Here is a 20,173-nt window from a genome sequence, read left to right as displayed (position 1 = left end):
GGGCGAGAAGCAGTGAAAGTTCTCAGGTTCGTTTTCGTCACGCTCGTCATGCTGCTCGCCATACCGGCGACCGTCGTCCCCGCGGCGGCGCTGGCCTGCACGGGACAGTTCCGCTACGCGTCCTCCACCAACACGATCTACCTGGAATCGGGCACGGCGACGCTCACCGACATCGCCACCGCCTGCCCGAACGCGCCGCTGACCTCGCCCAGCCCCGGCGTCTGGGAGCTCTCGGGCGATTTGTCCGTCACGAACGGCGCCACCCTGGTCCTCCAGGGCGTCTCCAAGGGCGGCGACGTGAACCTGCTACGCCTGCGCTCGGCCGCGAGCGCGCTCGCGACCGAGGTCAGCTCGATCATGGCCAAGTACGGCACGATCCTCGTCGAGGGCGTCACGATCACCTCGTGGGACCCGGCGACCGGAGGCCCGGACACCGACCCGCACATCCCCGCCGGCGCCCCCGCCGACGCCCGGGGCCGCGCCTTCATCCGGGTCATCTCCTACATGGACGGCGCGACGCCGCGTGAGTCCCGCATGGACGTCGTCGACAGCGACCTCGGTTACCTCGGCTATTACGCCGCCGAGAGCTACGGCGTCAGCTACAAGGCACGCGGCTGCGACGCCGCCAACATCCCGATCTGCGACGCCCTCAACGTGTACGGCAAGCAAATCAACAGCCGCTTCCATCACAACTACTTCGGCGTCTACACCTACAACGCGTACGGGATGGACTTCATCGACAGCGAGTACGACCACAACATCGCCTACGGCCTCGACCCGCACGACGACTCCGACCACCTCACCATCACCGGAAACAAGTTCCACCACAACGGCAACCACGGCCTGATCTGCTCACAACGCTGCGACCACCTGCTGATCGCCGACAACGAGAGCTACAGCAACGGCATCCCGCCGTACATCCCGGAAGGCGACGACGACCCGTCGGACAACCAGGTCCACGGCATCATGCTGCACCGCGGCGTGATCGACACGATCGTGGAGAACAACGTCGTCACCGACCACCCGAACGGCGCCGGCATCGCCATCTTCGACAGCGTCGGCAACGTCGTCAGGAACAACAGGATCACCGGCGCCGAGTACGGCCTGCGCTACAGCGTTGGCACCAGGGACGCCGAGACCACCGGCAACGTCGTCACCGACAGCCTCAAGTACGCGGTCTTCACCTACAAGGGCTCCGACCTGCCCACCTACACCGGCACGTCCGGCCGCCCGGCGAACCTGCTGTTCAGCGGCAACACCTTCGACGGCGCGGAGAGCAACATCGTGAAGATCAACGATGCGGACGGGGTGCGGTTCGCCGGCAACACCTTCACCGGCTCGATGAGCAACTCCCGCATGCAGAACAGCACCGCCACCACCTTCGCCGGCAACACCCAGCCGTCCTCGCTGGCCCACGCCACCTTCGGCTCGCCGGCCACCGCCTCCTCGACCGTGTTCGAGCAGATCACCACCCCGGTGCGGGCGAGCGTCGACTCCAACAGCTCCATCGTGTTCACCAACACCGACGGCACGGTCTACGGCGGCGCCACCCGCACCTCGCTCACTCCCTCCGGCGGCACCCTCACCCTCACCTCGGCCCAGATCGGCACCTCCACGGTCACCGTGTCGCCCACCCAGGTGAAGGCGGTTCCCGCGTCCGGTTCCGTGGCCGCGCGGGTGACCGGGTCGGTCACCTCGGTCCTGCACGTGCAGGTGACCGGACCGGCGGGGCTCCCGGTCGCCTACACGATCGCCGGGCTCACGCCGGGCACCACGTACCGGGTGACGCGCGGCGGCACGACGGTGGCGACGGCGACGGCGAGCCCCTCGGGGGTGATGACGTTCACCGCCGCCGCCCCGGCGCCGACCGAGGTGGACTACGCGATCTCGGCGGTTCCGGCATGATCGGCCCAACGGCCGCCGCCCCGGCCCGTTACGCGCCCGCCTCCTCCGGGCACGCTACTGCGGGCGACGGCAGCGCCCGCGACTTCGGGAGGTTCGGGATGATCGGCCGGGTGGTCGGCTCGGTGCTCGTCGTGCTCGGCTGTGTCGTGCTCGCCTCCTGCGGGTATGACCTGGCCGCGCCCGAGCCTCCGACCGTGCTGCCCACCACCGCTCCCGCGAGTCCGGACCCCGGGCCGGAGGGCGTGCCGCTCGAACGCGCCGCCGCCGCGTTCTTCGGCCCCACGCTCACCGTCCGCGACCGCGGCTCCTTCGGCCTCGCCGACCGCGCCTACGTGCTCCCCTCCGACGACCCGCGGTTCCGCGAGATCCTGCGCGTACTGTTCCCGGCCGGGTCGGCGAGCCGGAAGGCGTCCCGCGAGGACGGCACGCCCGAAGGAGGCGCCCAGCTCTACCTGCCCTTCGCCGACGGCCCGGCCGACGCGGTCCGCCTGACGTACCACGTGCGCTTCCCCGACGGGTTCGCCTTCGTCAAGGGCGGCAAGCTGCCCGGCCTGTTCGGCGGGACCCGGACCAGCGGCGGCAGGATCCCGGACGGCTCCGACGGCCTGTCCACCCGGTACATGTGGCGCCGCGCCGGAGCCGGCGAGGTCTACGCCTACCTGCCCACGTCCCATGACCACGGCACCTCCCTGGGCCGTGGGGCCTGGACCTACCCCACAGGCCGGTGGATCCGCTTGGAGCAGGATGTGCGGCTCAACACGCCGGGCAAGGCCGACGGGTCGATCACGGTCCGGCTCGACGGCCGCCAGGTCTTCCGTGCGGACGCCCTGACCTTCCGGACCACCGGCGATCTGCGGATCGACGGCGTGTTCTTCTCCACCTTCTTCGGCGGAGACGATGCGAGCTGGTCCAGCCCCAGTGACCAGCACATCGACTTCGCGGGGTTCGAGACGGCACCGGTCGGCGGCTCCTGAATCGCCGCCGGGCGCTTCGCCGCCTCGCTCGGCGGGCGACGCCACCGGAATTCCATGCCGCCCCAATGGGTGTTTTGTACCGTTTATCGACTTAATTTCCGGATTATGATGAAAGGTACGTACGTGGTCGGTGAAGGTAGGCGCGGGCAGAGGTAGCCAGGTGACAAGTAGCCAGGGTGAGGGCAAGACCCCGGAGTGGGCCTTCGAGGCGTTTCTCCGGGGCGAACCGGTGGAACACAGCGTTCGGCCTGCCATCCTGCGGGCGTGGCAGCGGTGGCGGACCGAAGGGGTCGCCTGGGACAAGCTCGGCTTCGGGGAGCCGGTGGAGATCGACCCGGACTCCTTCCTCATCCGGATGGCCCGCCCGGTGTTCGAGAGCGCGCGCCACATCATCGCCGACGCGGACGCCGCGCTGCTCCTCGTCAACGAGGAGAGCATCCTGCAGCTGCGCTACCTCAGCGACCCCCAGATGGAGAGCCTGTTCGATCGGGTGAACGCCGTCATCGGCGTCAGCTACTCCGAAAGCGTCCTCGGCCCCACCGGCACCGGTACGGCGCTGCACGAGCGGCGGCCGTTCCGCGTGTCGGCGTTCGAGCACCTCACGCCCGCCGTGCAGCCCCTCACCGCCACCGGCGTGCCGATCTTCGATCCGCTCACCGGCCACATCCGGGGCGCCGTGGGCATCGTCTGCTACAACGAGCACGAGGATCTCGCGATGGCGGTCCTGGCGCACAAGGTCGCGATGGGCGTCGAACGGCGGATGCTGGAGGCGGCCGGGGCGCGCGAGCGCACGCTGTTCGAGGCGTTCCTCCGCGCGGGCGACCTGCCCGGCAGGCTGGCGCCCGGAGGCGCGGGAACCGGCCTGCGCGACCTGCCCCGGGCCGACCGGCTCCTGCTGGAGGAGAAGGCCGCCGAGTTGATCGCCGACGGCCGGCGGGCCGCGATCGAGGTCCCGCTCTCCCGCGAACGGGTCGCCGTCCTGCGATCGGTGCCGATGACCGACCCCGCCGCCGCGGTCGGCGTCCTGGCCCAGGTCCGCATCCAGGGCGGTCCGTGGGAGCCCCTCGCCGCGCCCGCCGAGCCCGTGCCGCCGGAACTCGTCCGGGGCACACCCCTGCTGACCCTGGCGCAGGTCCGGGCGAGGGCGGTCAATGGTGGAAGAGCCGCCCCGCCGCCGCAGCAACCACCGCGAGAGTCGCCCCGCGGGCCGCTGCCCGAGGCGCCGGCGGCGGCGGGCGATCCGTGGCTGCTGCTGTTCGGCGAACCGGGCGTGGGAAAGATCGCCGCCGCGGCCCGCAAGCGTATGCGGGTGCTGTACGAGGCCGCCACGAACATGGGCAAGACGCTCGACGTGGTGCGGACGGCCGAGGAACTCGCCGAGGTGACGGCCGCGCGGTTCGCCGACGCCGTCGCCGTCGACCTGTACGAGCCGGTCCTGCACGGGGAGGAGCCCGGCGAACCGGTCATGGGCGAGGGGCTGCGCCGGGTGGCGGCGCGAGCCGTACGGGAGGATCTGTTCCCCGCCTGGCTGGGGCAGCCGGTTCATTACCCGCCGTCCTGCCCGCAGCTCGGCTGTCTGCGTTCCCAGGAGGCCGTGGTGTGGACGGACCCCCGGGCCGTGGCGCCCGCGGTGGATCGCGGCGTCGGCATGACGATCGGAGATCCGCGGGCCCGGTCGATCATCGCCGTCCCGCTCGTCTGCCACGAGACGGTCCTGGGCGTGGCGACCTTCATGCGTACGCGGGAGTCCGAGCCCTTCGACGAGGACGATGTCGCCCTCGCCGAGGAACTGGCCGGACGGGCGGCGGTGTGCGTGGACAACGCCCGCCGTTTCACCCGGGAACGGGTCATGGCCACGGCGCTGCGGCGCAGCATGCTGCCCCGGCGCCTGCCGGAGCAGAACGCGGTCGAGGTCGCGCACCGCTACGTGCCGGCCTGGGAGGGTGCCGGAGGCGCCTGGTTCGACGTCATCTGCCTGTCGGGGACCCGCGTCGCGCTGGTGGTGGGCGACGTCGCGGGACGAGGGCTGCACGGCGTCGCCACGATGGGCCGCCTGCGCACCGCCATCGGCAACTTCGCCGCCCTCGACATGCCGCCCGCCGAGATCCTCGCGCAACTCAACGACCTGGCCCGCCGCCTGGAACGCGAGGAGGCCGACGAGGAGGGGCGCGTTCTGCAGGACGTCCCCGGCGCGGCCGAGGGCGCCGGAGTCACCGGCACCACCTGCGTGTACGCGGTCTACGACCCGATCTCGCGGCGCTGCACCCTGGCGGGCGCGGGCCATCCGGCCCCCGTGCTCGTCCGCCCGGACGGCAGGGCGGAGTTCCTCGACCTGCCCCGGGGACAGCCGCTCGGCCTCGGCGGCCCGCCCTTCGAGTCGATCGACGTGGAGATCCCCGAGGGCGGCGAACTCGTGCTGTACACCCGGGGCCTGCTCGTCGGCTCCCCGGACGTCGCCGCCGAACGCCTGCTCCGCGCCCTCGATCACGCCTCCGACCGCGCCCTCGACCGCGCGGGCGGCACCGCGGCGCAGACCTGCGCGTCCGCGCTGGCCGCCGTGCCGCCGGGACGGCTCACCGACGACGTCGCCGTACTGGTGGGCCGGACCCGGGCGCTGGACCCCGACCACGTCGCCCGATGGGACGTGTCGGCGGATCCCGCCGTGGTCGCCCGCGTCCGCGGCGAGTTCGCCCGGCGGCTCGCCGCCTGGAACCTGGAGGAACTCGCCTTCACCACCGAGCTGATCCTCAGCGAGCTGCTCACCAACGCCATCCGCTACGGCGCCCAGCCCATCCAGGTCCGGCTGATCCTGGACCGCACCCTGATCTGCGAGGTGTCCGACGCCAGCGAGACCTCCCCGCGCCCGCGCCGCGCCGCCGCCACCGACGAGGGCGGACGCGGGCTGTTCCTGGTCGCGCAGCTCGCCGAGCGCTGGGGCACCCGCTATACCCGCCGCGGCAAGGTGATCTGGGCCGAACAGCCGCTCACCGGCCCCGGCGACGCGCTCGACGGGCCGTCCCCGCTCCTCGCCCTCGCCGCCGACGAGTTGTGATCGCCGGGATTCACTAGTATTCCTATGAGAATTGCATGATAAATCGGACCCGACCGCGTACGGGCCGGTTGGCCGGGCCCGCCCGCCCCTTGTGACAATCGAAGAACCATTGACCCGTGGCGACGCCCGCCGCGAACAGTTGAGGAGGCCGGTGCCGATGACCTCGCGCCCCCTGCGCAAGCTGGGTTTCCTGACCATCGGGCTGTTCGACGAGGCCGACCCCCGCCGGGGCCACGAGTCCACCTTGGAAATCATCGAACTGGGGGAGCGGCTGGGCTTCGACAGCGCCTGGGTACGGCACCGCCACCTGCAGTTCGGCATCTCCTCGCCGATCGCCGTCCTCGCCGCCGCCTCACAGCGCACCAGCCGCATCGAACTCGGCACCGCCGTCATCCCCCTCGGCTGGGAGAACCCGCTACGCCTCGCCGAAGACCTGGCCACCGTCGACATCCTGTCCGGCGGACGCCTCAACCCAGGCGTGAGCATCGGCCCGCCGATGCACTACGAGCAGGTCAAGGACGCCCTCTACCCCGACACCGCCGACCGCGAGGACTTCACCTACACGCGCGTACGCCGCCTGCTGGACTTCGTACACGGCAAGCCCGCCACCGGCTTCAGCGGCGTGGAGGGCTTCGAGGTGTTCTCCAACCGCGTCCAGCCCCACTCCCCCGGCCTCGGCAGCCGCATGTGGTACGGCGGCGGCAGCCTGCGCTCGGCGCAATGGGCCGGCGAACAGGGCATGAACTTCCTCACCAGCAGCGTCGTCAAGGCCGAGGAATCCGAGGACTTCGCCGAAATCCAGCTCTCCCACATCCGCACGTTCCGCGCCCACCACCCCAACGGCGACGCCGCCCGCGTCTCCCAGGGCCTCGTCGTCATCCCCACCGACTCCGCCACCCCACACCAGCGCGCCAAGTACCACGAATACGCCCAAAAACGCCTCCCCCGCACCACCTCCCCACAAGGCCCGGCCCGCCTACTGTTCTCCCCCGACATCGTCGGCCCCTCCGCCGAAATCGCCGAACGCCTACACGCCCACCCGGCCTTCCGCGAAGTCGACGAGGTCGCCTTCGCCCTCCCCTTCACCTTCGACCACGACGACTACGTACAAATCCTCACCGACATGGTGACCCACCTCGGCCCAGCCCTCGGCTGGCACCCATCCACCTGACCGGCCACGGGGCAACCGGCGGCGCCCGCCCTCTGACGGCAACCCACGTCCCATCCCCGTAGATCAGCACCGCTCGCCCCGCCGTACCCGGGCCCGAGCCACCGACTCCGATAACAATCAGCTATATCTTGTCACTCTCAGTCGGGGGCGATACTAAAGATCTTAGTCGGCCAATACATTTCGATCATGGTCGCCAAGGACACCATCACCGTCACAGTCGATCACGACCTGATCGAGCATGCCAAAGCGCAGGTCGGCGAAGGGAAAGGCCGGTCCCTGTCCGACTATGTCAACGAGGCCATTCGCGAGCGCGTAGCTCGCGAGCGTCGTCGGCGCGCCCTTTGGAATGCCAGGGCGGACAAAGCGGACGAAGCGCGTGTAGATCGCCTTCTCGCACACATAGAGAGCCAGGACGGCCAGTGAGCGGCCAGTTCTTTCTGGACACGAGTGTGCTCAGGGAGATCGCCCGCGAGAAGGTCAGGGGATCGCGCGGGGGTCGGCGTTCAGGGGGTGCGCGAGCCGTATGGTGATGAACTCGTTGTTGTCCGGTTTGCCGGGGGTGCGGCCGGCGGAGAACGGGAAGTTGTTGTCGTTGGCCACGATCAATGTGCGGTTGTCGAGGATGGCCACGTCCTCGATCGTTTGGAACGGGAAACGGAAGGTGTTTCCGAAGCCGTCCAGTCGCCGGGGGTTGGCGAGATCGAGCAGGTCGGCCACGAGGGTCTTGTCCATGGTGCCGTCGCGGTCACGGTCGCGTATGTCGGCGAGGTAGATGCGCTTGGTCCGGGCGGCGTCGCCCTCGGCCGAGTCCCGCTCGATGATGAGGAAGCGGTGCTTGTCGACGGTGATCGCGTCGCCGATGGCGTGGTCGGCGGCGTCCAAGCGATAGGTCCAGTGTTTGCCGGTGTAGGCGCGTTTGCGCACGTCGAACTCGTACATTCGCAGCGTGCCTGCCGGGTCGCCCTGGACGGTTCCTTCCAGCAGCGGGTAGAGGCGTTTGCCGTCCACCGAGCGGGCCATGCCCTCGAACCCCTTGCTGCTGGCCAGGTTGGGGCTTTCGCCGTTCAGGAACGGGTTCTCCGGTGCCCGTACGCCGGGCAGCGGGATGGGCGCTTCGAGCAGTTTGCCGTGCGCCGAGACGTGCAGCAGGAACGGGCCGAACTCGTCGCCGAGCCAGAACGTGCCGTCCGCGGCGCGCACGATCGACTCAACGTCGAAGTCCGCCCCGGTCAGCCTGCGGTCCTCGCGGGTCAGCGGGAAGGTGATGTGCCCGTCGGGGTCGCTCAGACCGAAGCCGCCGAGGACCTTCACCGTGCCGGTCCGCAGATCGGGCTCGACCTGGTGCACCCGCAACAGGAAGTCGGCGCTGTTGTTCTTGGCCCCGAAGCCGTTGTCGGACAGCATGTGGTACCGGCCGCGCCCGGCGGGCACGATGCCGCTGAAGCCCTGCACGGGCTGGGCGGCGAAGGGCGGCGTGAGCCCGTTGATCGGTGCCGTGCCGAGCTGTGAGCCGGACGGTTCGCTGCCGGGGACGAACGTCTCCGCGGGCAGGGACGCGAACCCGGTCAGCGTCGCCCGCCCGTCGTGCGCGGGTCCGCTGTCGGCCGAGACCGGTGCGGTGAGTCCGGCGATCAGCGCCGCGGTGCCGAAAGCAATCAAGCCCATTCTCATGCCGGGCACGCTAGGACGACCGAGTGAATCATGAGGTAACGCAAGAAGTCCGGCTGATGGGGCCATGCTGAGCAACTTTCCCCGTACGGCCCGCGAAGACTCCGCCGACCGATCGCCACCCGTGCGGTGATGAAGACGCCGGCCGAGCTGTCATGCCCCCAGTGACCCTCAGTGACCCCCAGTGTGAGCTCATACTCACCAATTCGTCCTCAGTCAGGGGCCGTAGGCCGCCTTCTCGGGCCTGGGCGCCATTCGTGTACTGTCTGCGAGGGGCGTAGGGCGGCGCACGTCGCGCACGGGAGTCGTGATCACAAGCGAAGGGTGATGTCTTCGACATGCGTACCGTGCGCAGGCAACGTCATGACTCGGCCGACCGTCCGTTCATCGTCATCTGGGAGGCGACCCAGGCGTGCCCGCTGGCCTGTCGGCACTGCCGCGCGGAGGCCCGGCCCGACCGGAATCCCGGTGAGCTCAGCACGGCCGAGGCGCGCGAGCTCATGGCGCAGGTCGCGTCGTTCGGGTCGCCGCCGCCGCTGTTCGTCATCACCGGTGGCGACCCGTTCCAGCGCCCGGACCTGTACGACCTGGTCCAGGCCGGTGCCGAGATGGGTCTGCCGATGGCCGTCTCCCCGTCCGGGACGCCGACGCTGACCGCCGACGCCCTCGCCCGACTGAAGCAGGCCGGCGCGCACGCCATCTCGCTCAGCCTCGACGGCTCCACGGCCGAGATCCACGACGGGTTCCGCGCGACCTCCGGCGTGTACGGCTGGACGCTGGACGCCTGGCGCACCGCCCGCGAACTGGGCCTGAAGGTGCAGATCAACACCACGGTGACCGGTCACAATCTGGACGATCTGCCGGGCGTGGTCCGGATCGTGCACGACCTGGGCGCGATCGCCTGGAGCGCCTTCCTGCTCGTGCCCACCGGCCGCGGCGCCCTGCTGCCCGGCCTCACCGCCGAGCAGGTCGAAGACGTGCTCAACTTCGTCTACGACGCCGGGCAGGTCGTCCCGGCGCGGACCACCGAGGCGCACCACTTCCGCCGCGTCGCCGTCCAGCGCGAGATCCTGGCCCGGCACGGCGCGGACCACGTCGCCGCACTCGGCCTGGGGCCGCTCTACCAGCGCCTGCGGCAGCGGCTCACCGAGCTCGACCTGCCACCCCGCCGTGCGCGCCGCCCACCGATGGACGTCAACGCGGGCCGCGGCTTCGTCTTCGTCTCCCACCTGGGCAGCGTCCACCCCAGCGGCTTCCTGCCGATATCGGCCGGCAACGTCCGCACCGAGTCGCTCACCGACATCTACCGCACCTCGGACCTGTTCACCGGCCTGCGCGACCCGGACCGCCTCAAGGGCCGCTGCGGCGCCTGCGAGTTCCGCTCGATCTGCGGCGGCTCCCGCTCACGCGCCTTCGGCGAGACCGGCGACCCGTACGCCGAGGAGCCCTGGTGCGCCTACCGACCGGGCAGCTTCCCCTACCAGGACGACCTCCGCGCCCTGGCCCCCGCCGCCGCGGGATAGATGCGCACTCGCCCGGTGCCGAGTTCCCGCATAGACGTGAGAACGTCGAGCATCAGACGTCCTGCGGGGCTTCGATGGCCAGGACCTCCCGGAATTCGCTGACAGCCGGACGCTTACGCTGGTCGAATGGAACGGCGCGCAAGACATTCCGTCCGGTCTCGATGATCATGACATTGCGGTAGGCGCGGGGCAGGGCGTCGATCACCGTTGCGGCCTGTCGCACGCCTTCGTCGATGCCGCCATTCACCACCGTGCACTGCGCGGCGTGAAGCCGTGTATTGATCTGCACCTGATAGCCATCCGGATGCCCGCGCAAGATGTGCTCTTGCGCCCGACTCGCCGCTTTCTGGTCTCCTACGGCGGAGTACACCCGGCTTTGATTGAAGTACATCCGGTAGTCGGACGGTTCCCAGAAACCAGGGATGACCGGGAGGTTCGTGGCCGCGAGATCGGTGGAGACCCGTACGGCCTGGCGTGCCTCGTCGCCGCGACCCAGGAGCGCGAGAGCGTGCGCCTCCGCCAGAAGGACCGACACCAGGCCGACCGACGGACGAGGGTCCGGACCCAGGAATTGTTTGACATCGGCGGTCAGGCGCAGGACGGTCTTTGGGTCGCGTAGCCCATAAAGGCTGTGTCCAGCCTCGTGCGCACGAATTCTGATACGCAGATCGAGATCGCCGGAGGCGTCCGACGCGGCGCGCGCGGTCTGGTACCAGCGCAGCGCCGCCCCCCGTTCGCTGAGCCGGGTCAGGACACTGGCGTGGAACGCGGCGAGTACGGCGGTGATGCGCTGCAACTCGGTCTGGTCGGCTTTGGGGGTGTTGTGCAGTTGCTGCTGAATGCCAAGGAGGTCGACAAGGAGGTCGTCGTGTACCTGGCGGGCCGGGAGCGTATTGATCGCGTGCAGATGATCGGCACACGCCAATTCCCAATCCTCGACGCTGCGATGTGCGCCATTGACCGCCAGCTCGACAAGTCGGCGCACCGGTTCATCCGTGCCGCCGAACGCACCTGCGCTCATGCCCGCGGCGGCGATCTGCAGAAGTCTTCGGCGTTCCGTCTCGTCCTCCTCAACAGGTACGGAAGGGACTGTAGCGAGCGTACCCAGATCTCGACGATCTATTTGTTTGATCATGGAATAAAACGCCGCAATCCGTCCATCGGCGCCGTATAGCCGATCAAGCTGCGGGATCAAATCGGGCGGTACGGATCGCTCGTTACGTTCCAGTTTGCTCAGATGTGAGTGGCTCATCGGGAGCGCCTCTCCCGCAGCACGAAGGCTGATTTGCCGGACATTCTCGCGCCACCACCGAAGCGCGAACGCCAAAGCCTCGGCGGTGAAGTCGTCCGGCTTGGCCGGACCTGATGGCTTGGTCATCGGGCTCCTCGTGGCGGGTCCAATTGGGTCCAGTTCTGAACACCACAAATGGTCATATGCGGCTTGTCCTATCCCCGCATCGCTTCAAGTATGGCCCTGCCGCCGGTCAATGCGGAGTCAATAAACGGAACTCGTGGGAGTGCCGCGCACTCGAGGGGTTCCTGAACTCAAGAATCGGGAGTATTCGGGCCCAATGAACAACTGCATCAAAACGGGTATCGACGCGCTGCCGATACCAATAATTCAGGACAGATTGCCCGATGGCGGCGCGCGCCGAATCGGCGCGGCGCGGGGGAGAGGGGCGCGGTGACATGACCGTGCCCGGCGACGCCCGTCTTCTGACGCTTTCCGCCGATCGCCGTGCGGCGGGGGAGGCGCGGGACTTCACGGGCAAGATCCTCAGCGAGTGGGCGGTGGCCGGCGAGGCCGTACACGACCTGTTGCTGATCGTCTCTGAACTGGTCACCAACGCGGTCGTCCACGGGGCCGCGCCCGTTCACCTGAGGTTGTGGACGGCCGACGGATGTGTGCGTGGCGCCGTCGACGACCACGGGGACGGCAGGCCGCGCGCCATCACCAGCGGCGATCCGCTCAGCCGCGAGATGAGCGAGAACGGGCGCGGCCTGGCACTGGTGACCGCCCTGGCGCGCACGGTCTCCTGGCACCGGCTCCCCGAGGGAGGCGTCCGCGTCTGGTTCTCGTACGCCCTGAACGGAGTGGAAGCGCCTTCAGGCTGACAGGAGCAGCGTCCCGCGATCCTCTCTGCCGACATCACCAGGACTAGCCGGGCGAGTTTGCCCGCGCCGGCCACGCGGCCCAGGGACGTCAGGCTGGTTCTCGGTCAAGGCGTTGGGATCTTCGCGACGACGGCGAGCAGGCCGGGGGTGGCCCAGTCGGGGACCACGTCGTCCCATTCCGGGCGCCAGCCTTCGACGGGGATGATGCCGGGTTCGAGGATCTCCATGTCGTGGAGGAAGCCCTCGAGTTGCTCCGGCGTGCGTGCGGTGATCGCTCCGATGCCGGTGCGGGCGTAGATTGCGAGTCCCTCCTCACGGAGGCGCTCATCGGCCTGGCCCGCGAAACTGTGTGAGATCACCAGGTGGCTGCCGGGCGCCAGCACCTCGCGGATGCGCTCGATGATCTGGCCCGCTTCGGCGTCGTCGACGATGAAGTGCAGGACGGCGGCGAGGAGGACCGCGATGGGCTGGGAGAAGTCGAGGTGGGCGGTGATGGCCGGGTTGGTCAGGATTGCCTTGGGGTCGCGTAGGTCGCCGTCGACGACGATGGTTTGTGGGTTGTCGGCGAGTAGTGCCCGGGCGTGGGCGAGTACCTCCGGGTCGTTGTCGACGTAGACGATGCGCGAGTCAGGTGCGCGCTCCAGGGCCACCTGGTGGACGTTCTCCTCGGTTGGGAATCCCGCGCCGATGTCGAGGAACTGGCGGATGCCCTGGTCGGCCAATTCCTGAACGGCCTTGAGGAGAAATCTGCGGTTTTCCTGGGCGATGAGCCTGGCCTTGGGGACCAGGGCGATCATCTCCTCGGCCAACGCCCGGTCGGCCTCGAAGTTGTCCTTGCCTCGGAGGCCGTAGTTGTACATTCGGGCCACGTTGGGTACGGACGGGTCGAACTCGTCTGATGACCGCTCGTTCCGCATCCTTGCTTCGCCTTCGCCTGAGAGGGGATGGTCGTAAGTTAGCCCAATTCTGGGCGTTGGATGTACTGTCACCGCAATTGACCACTTGTCAGGGGATTTCGGTCGCGCGAGATGATCATTATGGCGCTGGTCGCATTCGACGTGAGGGGGCGTACTGGCGGTGACCGGGGCTCTACGGCATCTTCGCGACGACGGCGAGCAGGCCGGGGTTGGCCCAGTCGGGGACCACGTCGTCCCATTCCGGACGCCAGCCTTCGACGGGGATGATGCCGGGTTCGAGGATCTCCATGTCGTGCAGGTATCCCTCGAGTTGCTGCACCGTGCGTGAGGTGATCGAACCGACGCCGGTGCGGGCGTAGATCGCGTGCCCCTCCTCACGGAGGTCCTCATCGGCCTGGCCGTCGAAGCTGTGTGAGATCACCAGGTGGCTGCCGGGCACCATCACCTCGCGGAGCCGCTCGATGATGTGGCTCACCTCGGCGTCGTCGGGGATGAAGTGCAGGACGGCGACGAGGAGGACCGCGATGGGCTGGGAGAAGTCGATGTGGGCGGTGACGGCGGGGTTGGTCAGGATCGCCTTGGGGTCGCGCAGGTCGCCGTCTACGACGATGGTCTGTGGGTTGTCGGCGAGCAGCGCCCGGGCGTGGGTGAGCACCACCGGGTCGTTGTCGACGTAGACGATGCGCGAGTCCGGCGCCCTCTCCAGGGCCACTTGGTGGACGTTCTGCTGGGTCGGGAGTCCCGCGCCGATGTCGAGGAACTGGCGTATGCCCTGGTCGAGCGACTCCTGAACGGCCTTGATGAGGAATCGTCGGTTGTCCTGGGCGATGCGCCTGGTGTTGGGGACCAGGGCGATCATCTGCTCGGCCGCCGCCCGGTCGGCCTCGAAGTTGTCTTTGCCGCCGAGGTAGTAGTCGTACATTCGGGCCACATTCGGTACGGACGGGTCGATGCCATCTGGTAACCGCTCGTTCCGCATCCTCACTCCCACCTTTACCTGAGGGGACGCGTCGTAAGTTAGCCCAATCTTCGGGCGTCAAACATGGTGTCGTCGCAATTGCCCTCTAACGGGAGATTTCGGTCACGCAAGTTGATCATAATGTCACTGGTCGCAATCGACGTGAGGGCCGTCGGCGGCGCGGGTCGGGTCAGTGGCGGTGGTGGTTGTCGGGCTGGGACGGGTCCCCGGGGTGCTCAAGGCCGGGCACCAGGCGGATCCGGCGGGCGCGTGCGTGGTCGAGCCAGCGGACGAAGGCCAGCCGCCGCGCCGCGTCGAGGACATGGCGCGCGGCCTCGGCACCGGCTGAGGCTTCGTCGTCGTGGTGTGGATCGCCGGTCTGTACGCCGAGGAGGGTGACGGCGTAGCCGTCCACGGTGACGGTCTGGCCGGGGGAGGCGGCGGTGAGCGCGGTCGCGAGCCGTTTGGGAAGCGTGCCGGGGGCCGCGTCGAACTCGCCGTCGGGCGTGGACAGCCGCCATCGCGTGACGGGCGGCCGGGCGGTCGCCGCCGCGTAGGCCGCCACCTGCTCGTCAGGGACGGTCACGTCGGCGGTGACCGCCTGGTATACCGCTCGTACGGCCGCGCTGCCCTCGAACGCGGCGGCCGTGATCGAGCCGAGTTCGACGGCCGCCCGCTGGTCGAGCCGTACCGGGGGCGCGTCATGGACATTCAGCCCGCGATCGGCCGCCTCCGCCTCGCACAGCAACTCGGTGAGCAGGACTTGGGCGACCCAGCGGACGAACTGGCGGTCCTCAGGGCTGCCTGGGACGGGCAGGGCGGAGGACCGCGGCCCGGCGCGCAGGGCGGCGAGACGGCGGTCGAGCTCGGTCCGAGGCAGCGGCTTGCCGTCGAGCAGGCCGAGCACGGAACCTTGGCGAAGCCCGCGCCGGTGGGCTTCATGCCCATGCTCGTGGCGATCGCCGCCCCAATCGCCGCCCCAATCGCCGTCCCGGTGGTGCCGCAGGTTGTTGTCACGGTCGTGCCGGTGCCCGTGATCGTGATCGTGCTCGTGTCCGTAGTCCCGGTCATGGTGGATTCGCTGACCGCGGTTCTGCCCCATATCGCCGGTCGTGGTCGGTTCTTCCCCGTGGCGGCTGTTCACCGGGGCACGGTCAGTTCGATCGTCGGGGCGTACTGGCAGCGGCCGAACCACATGACCTTGGCGAGGGCCCAGTACGCGCCGGGGTCGGCGTCGCGCGGCACCGCCACGTCGAAGGTGGCGATGCGGGACGCGCCCGGGGCGAGCGTGAAGCCCTGCACGGGGGCGGCGACGGCGTCCCAGGTGCCCCACGGGGAGACGAGCTGGATCTCGCCGCGGATCTCGCCTCGGGTGCGGTTGGCGAGCGTCACTCCGATGAGCCCGGAGCCGCCGGGGGGCACCCGTACCGACCTGGCGGTGACATCGACGTCGAGGCCCGTCTCGCGGGCGGTGGTGGCGGACGTTCCCCGCGCGGCCTGCCCGTCCTCGGGGATGGGACCGGGCACGGGCAGGAGCGCGGCGAGGTCGCCGACGGCGATCGTGGCGACGTCCTCGATGGTCTGGCCGGCGTGCTCGATCCTGGCGGTGAGGAAGTACAGGCCCGGCTCGGCGTCGGCGGGCGGCGTGAGCGTCACCGGGAAGCGGACATGGCCGTCCGGTTCGAGCCGGTACGGCCGCCGCCCCGGGTTGACCGTCCAGCCCTCGGGGGCGAGCAGGGCGCACGCGCCTTCGACGGCGCGGTCGCGCAATTGCGAGGCGATGACGACGGACGCCTCGACGGGTTCGCTGGCGGTGCGCAGCAGGCCGGGGGAGACGCCGACCGAGACGGGCAGGTAGCCGATCGGGGCGGGGCCTCGGTTGTGCAGCCAGTAGCGCGCGTGCACCGGCTGGGCCACCTCGGCGGACGGGCCGAGCGGGGTCGGGCCGGGCGTGGCCGGACTCGGCGTGGCCGGGCCGGATGTGGTCAACTCGGGCATGGTCGAGCCGGGCGCGGCCGGGCTAAGGGTGGCCGATTCGGGCACGGCCCGGTCGGGTGTGTTGGGTACGGCCCGGTCGGGTGTGGTCGGCGCGGGTGCCGCCGAACCCGACAAGGTCGAGTCGGCCGGGGCCGAGTCGGGGGGGATCGTGTGAGGTGCATCCGGGCCGGGCGCGGCGGGCGGTGCGGTGCGCTCGGCGATCGCCGGGATGCCGATGACGGTGGCGATCTCGGAGCCGGCGAGCTCGACGGCGCCGGAGATCGGCTCGCCCCGGCGTTCCAGCAGGTCGGCGTGGTGCGGTTCGGTGAGCGCGAGCGGCCCGTCCAGGGTGGCGGCGCGGCCGTACCCGGTCGCCTCGATGAGCCGTAGCGTGACGCCTCGCGCCGGGTCCACCTCGGACGCCGAGCCCCGGGCGATCGGGTCGCCCGTCGGCTTCATCGTGCTGATCAGCACGTCCCGCGCCGGTTCGACCCGCAGGTACGACATGGTCGCCGGAAGCGGCCCGTTATGTGCGGCGGTGATCCGGGCGTACAGCGGATGGTTGAACTCCTGGCCCCGCGCCGGCAACGTGGCGGCCCGCCAGTCGCCCTCGCCGGAGACGAGCGCGTAACCGAACTCGTGGGTCCAGTGCTGAAGCTGGAACGACGCCCCGTCCGGCAGCGTCCGCTTCGGCGGGTCGATCCACACGCCGGACGGCCAGCCGGTGCAGGACCGCATGAGCGACAGGTGCAGCGCCCCGGTCGGATCCACCGCGAAGCCGGGCAGACCGTACGTCAGCAGCGCCACCGTGTGGTCGGTGAGCAGCTCGGACGGCGGTACGGTCCCCGGGCACACGGCGGACACCCGGGCGTCGGCGAGGTCGGCGGCGAGCGCGTCCGGGTCGGTGACGACGAGCGCGGGCAGCGCGCGCAGGTCGCGCAGGTCGGCGTTGGGCTGCCACACCTCGTGCAGCGGCTTGTCGGCGGGCACCCAGACGCGGCCGTGTCGGGCGAGCGCGTCCGCGTAGTCCGCGCCCGCGCGCTCCAGCAGCTCGCGGGTCGCGTCGTTGACGTCGGGACCGCCGACGAGCAGCCGGAAGTCGGGCAGGTTGGAGTCGACGTCGAGCCAGCCGTACCTGGACCAGTCGGCGCTCGCGGTCGTCGCGGTCACGCCGACGCGGGCGAGCGCGACGACGAGGTCACGTGCCCCGGCGGCGTCGGCGAGCGTCGGCACGACCACCTCCGCGACGCCGAGCGCCCGTTCCCCGAGCGGCGCGCCGTCGGGGTCGGCGAGCGTGACGCGTGCGGTCGAGCTGAGCCCGAACCAGGTGTTCGCGGGGTTGTCGAGCGTCCAGGGGGCCTCGGCGACATCGACGTCGGGGAGCGCGAAGCCGCGTCCGACGACCGCCCCGGCGACCTCGCTCACCGGCAGCGTCCCGGGCAGGTCCACGGGGAACCGCACGCGCAGCAGCCGGTCGGCCCCCGCGTAGTCCACGACCCGGGTCGTGCAGTCCACCCGGTCCACGTCGTGCCAGAGGGTGACGGTCTGCCGGTAGGTGAGGCCGTCGACGACGCCGTCGATGACGAGTCGCGCGCCGAGCGGGCTCGTCTCGGCCCGTACGGTCGCGGGCGATCCGGATGAGCCGACGACCGGCCCGCTCGGGACCAGGTGCCACGGTCCCTCGCCGAAGTCCGGGTGGGCGGGGTACTCCTCGTACACGCGCAGCTCGTTGCCGACGCGGCCGTCGCGGATCAGCTCGCGCCCGGTCGCCTTGTCGTACACGCTGCTCAGGCCGCCGCCGCGGGAGGCGTCGGCGGTGACGCGGTAGCGGGCGTTCTCGATGGTGGTCCCGGCGGCGGGCGTCCAGGCGGGCTCCGCCTGCGACGCGCCGGGCAGCAGCCGCCAGGTGCGCCAGCCCATCGCGGGCACGTTCTCGGCGAAGAAGCGCAGCGTGCCGCGGTCGATCACGCAGGCGACCTCGGCCCCCGTGTCGTCGATGACGCGGACGCCGCCGGGGTCCTCCGGCAGGCGTACGGAGACCAGGGCCGAGCGGTCGAACGACAGCGTGTTGGCGACGACGATCGCGGCGCCCTCACCGGCGGTGTCGATCCGGGAGACGAGCGCGTCGAGCGCGTTGTCGCGCACCCGTGCCGCCAGGTCGTACGCCTCCCGCCAGCCCGCCAGCAGGTCGATGTACACCTGGTCGGACTCCGAGCCGGTGATCGCGTCATGGTGGGCCCCGTACGCGAGCTGCCGCCACACCTTGTCCAGCGCCGCCGCCGGATAAATCCCCACACCCTCCAGTACGGCCAGCGTGGCGAGCTTCTCCGCGTCCACGGCGGCGACCTCGCCCGCCCGCTGCGCCTGTTTGGTGTCGATGTACGAGACGTCCTTGCCGGTATAGATCGGGTTCATGTCGCGCGTCTGCGGGCTCGGCCGCAGCCCCTTGGCGGCCAGTTCGGCGCGCACGGCGTCGAGGAAGTCCCGGGGCGTGCCGCACACGAACTTCGGCCAGACGTACTTGGCCGCCCAGGAGCGGTGGATCTCGGTGACCCACTTGTTCGGCGGGGTGTAGTCGGTGCCGACGGGCAGCAGCAGGTTCTTCGTCGCGCCGACCGGCTTGAGCTTGGCGTACAGCTCGTAGACGGCCCGTTCGGCGGTCTCCAGGTCGGGGGAGGCGTCCATCCACCAGCCCGCCGAGTAGTGATGCGGCATGAAGTGCGTGAGCACGCCCCGCCCGGACGGGGAGATCCACTCGAACTCGCTGGGGAACTGCATGACCCGCGCGTCGTTCTTCGCCTCGCGGAAGTTCTTCTGGATCGGCCCCCACTGGTGGAACGGCCCTCGCGCCCAGGCGGACCCGCTCAGCCCGGCCGCGTCGAGATGCCCGGGGAACTGCGGGTCGTGGCCGAACACGTCGAGCTGCCAGGCCGTCGCCGGGTCCCCGCCGAGGATGTCGCGCTGGTAGCCGACGCCGTACACGATGTTGCGGATCGTCGTCTCCGCGCCGGTGAGGTTGGTGTTCGGCTCGTTGTACGTGCCGCCGACCAGTTCGACCTGGCCGCGCCCCATGAGCAGCCGCAGGTCGGCGCGGCGCTCGGGGTGCATGTCGAAGTACGGCTTGAGGTAGTCGATCTCGGCGAGGACGAACTTGTACACCGGGTCGCGCAGCGCCAGGTCGAGGTGGGCGTCGACGAGGGCGAAGCCGTTGCGCTCCCACAGCGGGCGGGTGGTCGCGTCGCCGGACAGGAACTCCCACGGCGAGGTGTAGGCCGCCTGGGTGTTCCACCACACCGGGTCGTAGTGGAAGTGGGAGACGAGGAACATGGTCCAGCCCGGCTCGGCCACGGTCACCGTGCCCGTCGCCGTCACCGGCCCAGTCACCGGCCCAGCCGCCGCTGGAGGCTCCAAGGCCACCGAGTCCGTCACCGGGGTCAGGGTGCTCGTCTCGGTGACCGTGACGGTGACCGGCAGCTCGGCCCCGGGGACCGGGTCGGCGATGTCGAGCGGCACCTCGACCACGCCCGTGCCGGTCGCCTCCCCGGACACCCCCGGGCCGGTGACGGCGACGGTGACGACGGTGGCGGGCGGGCCGTCGAGCACCACGCGCAGCACCTGCCGCGGCGCCTCCTCGGTGCCGACGAACAGGTCGGTGGACTCAACGGCGGTGATCGTGACCGGCACGGGCTAGGTCCTCTCTGTCAGCGTCCGGTTCCTTCATCCGGTACGTCGGGGAAACACCGGATGGCCGGGTCCGTCAGGTGCCCCAGATCTCGAACTCGTAGATCCGGGCGGCCGAGTCGGCGGGCGTGCTGGTGGGTTTGGTGATGTCAAGCCGAACGTACCGCGCCGTGGCCGACATGGGGTGCGTGGTCGTGGCGGCGGTGTTCCCGGTGATGTCCGCCACGGTCGT

At 70.2% G+C, this 20,173-nt stretch carries 14 protein-coding genes; 7 read left to right on the top strand and 7 right to left on the bottom strand.

Translation table 11 applies throughout. The annotated features are described in order from the left end of the window. The first annotated feature begins 12 nt into the window (after positions 1–12). From AB0K60_RS28560 to AB0K60_RS28540, 5 genes are all read left to right on the top strand, one after another. Entirely contained in the window at positions 13–1,905 is a 1,893-nt protein-coding gene (locus tag AB0K60_RS28560) for a right-handed parallel beta-helix repeat-containing protein (protein ID WP_364061683.1), read from the top strand. Beyond that, a complete protein-coding gene (locus tag AB0K60_RS28555) occupies positions 1,902–2,879 on the top strand; it encodes a polysaccharide lyase (RefSeq protein WP_364061680.1) in 978 nt (325 codons plus the stop codon). The genes AB0K60_RS28560 and AB0K60_RS28555 overlap by 4 nt, the downstream gene beginning before the upstream one ends. A 160-nt stretch (positions 2,880–3,039) precedes the next feature. Next, on the top strand, positions 3,040–5,931 hold the full coding sequence (locus AB0K60_RS28550; RefSeq protein WP_364061677.1) for a SpoIIE family protein phosphatase: 2,892 nt from the start codon (positions 3,040–3,042) through the stop codon (positions 5,929–5,931). Positions 5,932–6,088: 157 nt separating this feature from the next. Next, the gene (locus AB0K60_RS28545; protein ID WP_364061674.1) at positions 6,089–7,102 is read left to right on the top strand and encodes an LLM class flavin-dependent oxidoreductase; all 1,014 of its coding nucleotides are present in this window, start codon (positions 6,089–6,091) and stop codon (positions 7,100–7,102) included. A 186-nt stretch (positions 7,103–7,288) separates the two neighbouring features. Beyond that, the gene (locus tag AB0K60_RS28540; protein ID WP_364061671.1) at positions 7,289–7,525 is read left to right on the top strand and encodes a type II toxin-antitoxin system CcdA family antitoxin; all 237 of its coding nucleotides are present in this window, start codon (positions 7,289–7,291) and stop codon (positions 7,523–7,525) included. Positions 7,526–7,579: 54 nt separating this feature from the next. Here AB0K60_RS28540 and AB0K60_RS28535 read toward each other — a convergent pair whose 3' ends face one another. Beyond that, positions 7,580–8,773: an esterase-like activity of phytase family protein gene (locus AB0K60_RS28535; protein ID WP_364061668.1), complete on the bottom strand. Its 1,194-nt coding sequence runs from the start codon at positions 8,771–8,773 to the stop codon at positions 7,580–7,582. Between the two features lie 344 nt (positions 8,774–9,117). Here AB0K60_RS28535 and AB0K60_RS28530 point away from each other — a divergent pair, with 344 nt between their 5' ends. Next, a complete protein-coding gene (locus tag AB0K60_RS28530) occupies positions 9,118–10,293 on the top strand; it encodes a TIGR04053 family radical SAM/SPASM domain-containing protein (RefSeq protein ID WP_364061665.1) in 1,176 nt (391 codons plus the stop codon). 52 nt (positions 10,294–10,345) lie between these two features. Here AB0K60_RS28530 and AB0K60_RS28525 read toward each other — a convergent pair whose 3' ends face one another. After that, entirely contained in the window at positions 10,346–11,671 is a 1,326-nt protein-coding gene (locus AB0K60_RS28525; RefSeq protein WP_364061662.1) for a helix-turn-helix transcriptional regulator, read from the bottom strand. A gap of 311 nt (positions 11,672–11,982) precedes the next feature. Here AB0K60_RS28525 and AB0K60_RS28520 point away from each other — a divergent pair, with 311 nt between their 5' ends. After that, positions 11,983–12,408, top strand: a complete 426-nt coding sequence (locus AB0K60_RS28520) for an ATP-binding protein (protein ID WP_364061659.1) — start codon at positions 11,983–11,985, stop codon at positions 12,406–12,408. Positions 12,409–12,512: 104 nt separating this feature from the next. Here the strand turns inward: AB0K60_RS28520 and AB0K60_RS28515 are convergent, their stop codons facing one another. The 5 genes from AB0K60_RS28515 to AB0K60_RS28495 form a co-directional block, all read right to left on the bottom strand. After that, a complete protein-coding gene (locus AB0K60_RS28515; protein WP_364061656.1) occupies positions 12,513–13,325 on the bottom strand; it encodes an SAM-dependent methyltransferase in 813 nt (270 codons plus the stop codon). 172 nt (positions 13,326–13,497) lie between these two features. Then, entirely contained in the window at positions 13,498–14,304 is an 807-nt protein-coding gene (locus tag AB0K60_RS28510) for an SAM-dependent methyltransferase (protein WP_364061653.1), read from the bottom strand. Between the two features lie 169 nt (positions 14,305–14,473). Next, positions 14,474–15,385 carry a hypothetical protein gene (locus tag AB0K60_RS28505; protein WP_364061650.1) on the bottom strand — a complete coding sequence of 304 codons (912 nt, stop codon included), beginning with the start codon at positions 15,383–15,385 and terminating at the stop codon, positions 14,474–14,476. Positions 15,386–15,423: 38 nt separating this feature from the next. Beyond that, positions 15,424–19,944, bottom strand: a complete 4,521-nt coding sequence (locus AB0K60_RS28500) for an NEW3 domain-containing protein (protein WP_364061647.1) — start codon at positions 19,942–19,944, stop codon at positions 15,424–15,426. A gap of 73 nt (positions 19,945–20,017) precedes the next feature. Continuing rightward, positions 20,018–20,167 (bottom strand): hypothetical protein, encoded by a 150-nt coding sequence (locus AB0K60_RS28495; RefSeq protein ID WP_364061644.1) that lies wholly within the window; start codon positions 20,165–20,167, stop codon positions 20,018–20,020. Between the last annotated feature and the right edge of the window lie 6 nt (positions 20,168–20,173).

It is taken from the genome of Thermopolyspora sp. NPDC052614, assembly GCF_040678635.1.
Lineage (GTDB): Bacteria > Actinomycetota > Actinomycetes > Streptosporangiales > Streptosporangiaceae > Thermopolyspora.
The sequence above is the reverse complement of the archived record's forward strand: the minus strand, read 5'-3'. Positions and strand labels throughout refer to the sequence as shown.